The following is a 5,433-nucleotide window of genomic DNA, read 5'->3' as shown; positions in this document are numbered from 1 at the left end:
TGTAGAGAATTTAACTAATGACATCTTTCTTTCTAATGAAATTCATGCCTATTTAACCTATAAAAAAACGGATGCAAAGTTATACAGATTAGAGACGGCATCTCTAGAAAACTTGAATAATGTTACGGTGGTAAACAATCCCTATATAAATGCCATCTACGTTGGGAATGAAAATCACGGCTTTTTGAAAGTAAACCGCGGGGAACAGAATTTGAAAAATGACATCTATCAAACGATAAAAAAGTACAATATCTATCCGCGTTTACTCCATAGCGAATGGCAGGGTGAATGGTTAACTGGCAGTAATTTAAAGCTTGTTACAGATGGCAGCCAATCTTTACTTTATGGAAGAAATATTCGAGATCTTGGAACGAAGGCACAAATGGGGTTGGTTCTGATAGAACTTGATCCAGCTTATTTTGAGAATATGTTCAAAAATAGTAACCCTCCAGGCGATATTTTAGTTTTGGATGAAGATAAAATATTGTTCTCTAGCAGCAATAACAGTTTTTCTTCCTCACAAGTATCCAAAATCATTCAAGGCCGAGAGAAAAGCGGAACTATTAAAAAGGTAATGAATGGAACACAGTATTTCTTTAATTATCATACAAACAAGAAAACAAATTGGGATATTGTCAGTATTATCCCCTATGAAAATATTGTTCGCGAGGTCAATCAACTTCGATTGGTAACCATTTCTTTATTAGTGATGGCGTTAATGTTCTCCTTAATTATTGCCTTATTTATAACCAAGAGAATTACAAACCAGTTAAGTATGCTACGATTGGTTACGGAAAAAATGGAAAAACGGGAGACTGTAGTGGGTATTCATTTTAATAATGAGGATGAGCTTGGAGAGATCGGGAATCAAATTGTTCACCTTTATAATTGGAATAATAATTTAACAAAAAGGTTGTATAAATCACAGATTAAAGAAAAGGAAGCAGAGCTTTTAGCCTTGCAAAGCCACATTAATCCGCATTTTTTATATAATACTTTGAACACGATTTATTGGATGGCGGAGAAATTACAGGCGAAACAAATAGCAAAAATTGCGATTAATTTATCAAAAATTTTTAAGCTTACCTTAAATGATGGAAATCATATTACCTCTGTAAAGAATGAAATAGAACAAGTTAAAAGTTATCTGGATATCCAAAATATTCGTTTTGACCATAAAATCCACTACTCATTTACGATTGAACCTGAAATCATGGAAGAAAGTATCATTAAATTGCTATTACAGCCCATTATAGAAAACTCTGTTTACCATGGGTTAGAGCATCAGGAGAGCGGAACCATCATGATTGAAGGCAAAATGGTCAAGGATGGTCTACTTTTCAGTATTCGTGATACTGGAAAAGGTTTTGACATGAATGAAGTAGATATTAACAAAAAGGGTTATGCTTTGAAAAATATTAATGAGCGATTAAAGCTTTATTATGGAAAAGAATATGGATTAAAGATTGAAAGTGAAATTGGAAAGGGAACTACTGTTTATCTTAAGGCTGGCCTAAAGAATGACGGAATTATCCATGACAATCTTTAAGGAGTTTTCTAATATGTATAAACTTTTAATTGTTGATGATGAAAAAATCGTAATTGAAGGCTTAAAATCAGCAGCTAACTGGCAGGATCATCAGATTGAAATTGTTGGATCTGCCTCAGACGGAGAAGAAGCCCTTAAAGAAATTATGAGCAAGAAGCCTGACATTGTTTTAGCAGATATAAGAATGCCAAAATTAAATGGATTGGATTTAATTAAAGAAACAAAGAATCTTAATCTAGATACTGTTTTTATCATTATAAGCGGGTATTCAAAATTTGATTACGCCAAAAGGGCGATTCAACTCGAGGCAATAGACTATCTAGTCAAACCTATTGAAGTGGAAGAAATCGTTAGTTCTATTAAAAATGCTATTTTAAAAATAGAAAAAATAAAAACTGAAAAAGGACAACAAAAACAGACCCAGAAAAAACAGTTTTTAAAAAAAGGCTGAGCCTCTTGAAAAATCACATATAAGCTAGTCTGGTAAATCGATAGTTAATGACACCCATCTTCTTAAAAATAAAATCAATGTGCTGCTGGCGCTACAACCAGAAAAAGGATTAATCTCCCATGAGTGCTAGCCATAAAGGGGGCGACAGTCGGTGGTACACCGTGGTCGTTGGAGTCAGACTAACGGATGGGCTCAAAGGCACCATAGTTCAAAAAATATCCTACTGGATTGAAAGCAATTCTCAATAAAGAGAATTGCTTCATTTTGGTATTATTCTATCCAATATCCATTTCATTTTCTCTTCTTAAGATCCTTATCTCAATTCATCCCAATATAAAAAGACATACTCTGGTTCATGCTCTTTTTTCAGCTCATCAATACTTGCTGTTATATCTAAAGTTTTCTGTTTATTCGTAGGTAAAGTATTACTAGCGTTCTGTTTTAAACCCTTTTCATCCATGATATACACTCTCCTTTTTAGCATAGTTTGTGTCATGCCCCTGTTCTTATTCTTGTTTTTGCAAGTAATGTAATCAGGTGAAATATTCAATTTGTGCAGGTTAGCTTAAGAAGTGTGATGAATTGTATTTAAGCTAACAGGAGCTTGAGTTTAGGATCTGAACAGTCATTGAGGCAACTTTTTCTTGTTGAACTACGAAGCAGCTTTGTTAAAAAAGGAACTTAATTGTTAAAGAAGGTAATATATTTATAAAGGTTTTATTTTTGATTATTATCATGCGGAGGCGAATTATGGAAATTTCAAAGGAATGGATACATGAAGATAGTGATTATATTAGAAAAAAAGTAATCGAATATAACCTTTCGAAGCTACCTGATGAAGTAAAACAAACAACAATAAATGTTAGCCATATACTTAGAAATGATGATAAAAAAATAGTTGGGGGGATTACTGGAAGGATATTCTGGCACCATTTATATATTGACTATCTATGGGTGGATCCTTCATTAAGAGGTAGAGGTTATGGTAAAGAGTTAATAAATCATATTGAAAAAACGGCAAGAAAAAATAATTGCCGTCTAATACTATTAGATTCTTTTAGCTTCCAGGCACCAAACTTTTATCAAAAGTTAGGATTTAATGTAGTTGGGATAGTAGATGATCACCCAAAAGGATTTAAACAGTATTATTTAGAAAAGAAGTTGATTTAAGCAGTTATAACCATTAATTTCAGAAAGGGTAATTAAGGTTATTAGACGAATATTATTTACAAAAATTTTGAATGGGAGTAAAAGTATGGAGAATGTAATTAATAGAATAAACCACTGGATACACTCATTACCAAAAGAATACAATTTAATGTCAGCAATGGAAATATCTAATCGACCATCACCAAATAAATGGTCTAAAAAAGAGATATTAGGACATCTTTGTGACTCTGCAATAAATAATATTGAGAGGTTTGTAAAAATTCAATATGAAGAACAACCTTATGTTATCCAGTCGTATAATCAAGAAGAATGGGTGGTAGTTCAGAATTATCAAGAAAGACCACTTGATGAAATACTAACTCTCTTTCAAACACTAAATTATCAAGTCATAAATATATTTATCAAAATTCCTGCCGAGAAATTATCTTATCTTTGTGATATTGGGAATAACCATCAAAAAACTTTAGACTGGCTTATACAGGACTACCTTGAACATATGGAACATCATATTAACAACCAAATTTTAATTAAAAATAACAACTAATATCAATAGCGTGGCTGGATTAAGGCAGTATCAGTATTGACAGTTCTGAATCATTTTTATTCTATGTAGTGCAGCTCTTCTGCATGGGTGGCTACACGGGGTGCTTTAGTTCAATAAGCCGATAAAAAAATGCTCAGAGTTTATATACACTGAGCATTTTTTTATGCCGATTATTGTGTTACTTATATTTCCGTTAGAACTGTGGCAGGTTATCAAGGTTGTTGGTCGGATCCCCATCCGGATTGCTCCGAAGATGTTCCTCGCCGTCGCCACCCTTGAAAACATTTACGTTAACAATCATCCCACTCTTTGCCATTTGTTGTGCTTCTTTGTAATCAACAACCCGACCGTTTGACAACTTTAATTCAATAATATCGTCATCGCCATTCTTGCGTACGGCGATGACAGATTCTTGACGTTTTTCCATAATTTCGCCTCCTATATAAAAATAGGATGACTTAAAAAAATAAAAAAATACACTTACTATGAACCTTGCAACTGAAGATTAGCTGTGTATTAAAATCTCAAGTCGGATGATTATATCAGAGCCATTAAAAAAACAGAAGAACAGTTATTTTTATATAAAATAAGAACGATACACGCCTTTACAAAAAATAAGCTGAAAAATTACCAAAACATCAAAAAACGCGTTCAAATTTCAAATTTGGAGGCGTTTTTTGGCTTTTAAGCACCAAAAATGCCCTCAAATTTGAAATTTGGTGATTCGCATTACCCTGCCAAACTCGATATCGTAGAAGTGCAAAGGATACGGGCTTTCACCTAAATCCCACGTAAAGGACATGGAGTTGGAAGGAGTTTCATAAAGAATTCACATACTAGTGAAAATCCTATGACCTTTATCTTCATTTCTTTCTATATGAAATATGAAGAAAACTTTATTAGAAGAAAGGCAGTGGTTGAAGATGGCAAAGTTTAGAAAAGTACGTATTGATTTTTGGATGGATCCAATGGTTTCGGAGGAGATGACACCAGAGGACAGATACTTTTATTTATATCTTTTAACGAATCAGCGTAGTACTCAAATTGGAATCTATCAGATTACGAAAAAGCAGATGGCCTTTGATATGGGCTATTCCATTGAAAGTGTTCATTCTTTAATGGAACGATTCATCACACATCACCAGCTGATTCGCTACAATCCTGAAACGAGAGAACTTGCCATTAAAAACTGGGGAGAAAATAACTTTGATAAAGCTGGAAAACCAATGATAGATTGTATTACTTCTGAATTAAAAGCTGTCAAAGATTCCTCATTAATTCAATATGTTTCAGAGTTGATTCCAAAACAGGAATTCCGCAGCCTTTATGAATCTTTTTGTAAAAAAGAAGAGTTTACTTTCAGCAAGAAAGATAGTGACCAAGATCAGAATGATCACTATCTAAATACAGAATGTAAAGAGGTTGACGTTACGTCGACCAAACCAGATACGATACGTGGACAAGAAGAAGATAGAGAAAAAGATAAAGAAAAAGAAAAACAACAAGAAGTTCTTTACTCCCAAATTGAGAGTAATCCAGATAGTGACCATCCCTTACATAATAATCAAAAACTTGTAGATGTTAAAGAAATCATAGAGTTTTGGGACAACAATGGATTTGGTTTTAGTAACCTGAATGGTAAGCAGCAACTGTTAGCCTGGTTAGCTGATTCTAAATTTTTGCAGCCCAAAGCGGTGATTTTAAAAGCGATGAATATTG

The 5,433-nt window shown here is 33.4% G+C and carries 7 protein-coding genes; 5 read left to right on the top strand and 2 right to left on the bottom strand.

Annotated features, from left to right (window positions below):
- A partial coding sequence (locus V7659_RS01885; protein WP_335537745.1) for a sensor histidine kinase occupies positions 1-1,549 on the top strand: 1,549 nt, incomplete at its 5' end.
- A 13-nt stretch (positions 1,550-1,562) separates the two neighbouring features.
- The gene (locus V7659_RS01880; protein ID WP_335537744.1) at positions 1,563-2,000 is read left to right on the top strand and encodes a response regulator; all 438 of its coding nucleotides are present in this window, start codon (positions 1,563-1,565) and stop codon (positions 1,998-2,000) included.
- 313 nt (positions 2,001-2,313) lie between these two features.
- Here V7659_RS01880 and V7659_RS01875 read toward each other — a convergent pair whose 3' ends face one another.
- Positions 2,314-2,460: a hypothetical protein gene (locus V7659_RS01875; RefSeq protein ID WP_335537743.1), complete on the bottom strand. Its 147-nt coding sequence runs from the start codon at positions 2,458-2,460 to the stop codon at positions 2,314-2,316.
- 290 nt (positions 2,461-2,750) lie between these two features.
- Between V7659_RS01875 and V7659_RS01870 the strand changes: the two genes are divergently transcribed.
- Positions 2,751-3,170 (top strand): GNAT family N-acetyltransferase, encoded by a 420-nt coding sequence (locus tag V7659_RS01870; protein WP_335537742.1) that lies wholly within the window; start codon positions 2,751-2,753, stop codon positions 3,168-3,170.
- Positions 3,171-3,255: 85 nt separating this feature from the next.
- A complete protein-coding gene (locus tag V7659_RS01865) occupies positions 3,256-3,714 on the top strand; it encodes a DinB family protein (protein ID WP_335537741.1) in 459 nt (152 codons plus the stop codon).
- Between the two features lie 193 nt (positions 3,715-3,907).
- Here V7659_RS01865 and V7659_RS01860 read toward each other — a convergent pair whose 3' ends face one another.
- On the bottom strand, positions 3,908-4,141 hold the full coding sequence (locus V7659_RS01860; RefSeq protein WP_335537740.1) for a DUF3892 domain-containing protein: 234 nt from the start codon (positions 4,139-4,141) through the stop codon (positions 3,908-3,910).
- Positions 4,142-4,637: 496 nt separating this feature from the next.
- Here V7659_RS01860 and V7659_RS01855 point away from each other — a divergent pair.
- The coding region (locus tag V7659_RS01855; RefSeq protein WP_335537739.1) for a DNA replication protein DnaD at positions 4,638-5,433 on the top strand (796 nt) is incomplete at its 3' end.

The organism is Neobacillus drentensis (assembly GCF_036966985.1).
GTDB classification, from domain to species: domain Bacteria; phylum Bacillota; class Bacilli; order Bacillales; family Cytobacillaceae; genus Neobacillus; species Neobacillus drentensis_E.
The sequence above is the reverse complement of the archived record's forward strand: the minus strand, read 5'-3'. Positions and strand labels throughout refer to the sequence as shown.

Excerpts from the sequence above, each read along its gene's own strand:
- V7659_RS01865 (WP_335537741.1), top strand. The coding sequence starts at position 3,256 with ATGGAGAATGTAATTAATAGAATAAACCACTGGATACACTCATTACCA.
- V7659_RS01875 (WP_335537743.1), bottom strand. The coding sequence starts at position 2,460 with ATGGATGAAAAGGGTTTAAAACAGAACGCTAGTAATACTTTACCTACG.
- V7659_RS01860 (WP_335537740.1), bottom strand. The coding sequence starts at position 4,141 with ATGGAAAAACGTCAAGAATCTGTCATCGCCGTACGCAAGAATGGCGAT.
- V7659_RS01880 (WP_335537744.1), top strand. The coding sequence starts at position 1,563 with ATGTATAAACTTTTAATTGTTGATGATGAAAAAATCGTAATTGAAGGC.
- V7659_RS01870 (WP_335537742.1), top strand. The coding sequence starts at position 2,751 with ATGGAAATTTCAAAGGAATGGATACATGAAGATAGTGATTATATTAGA.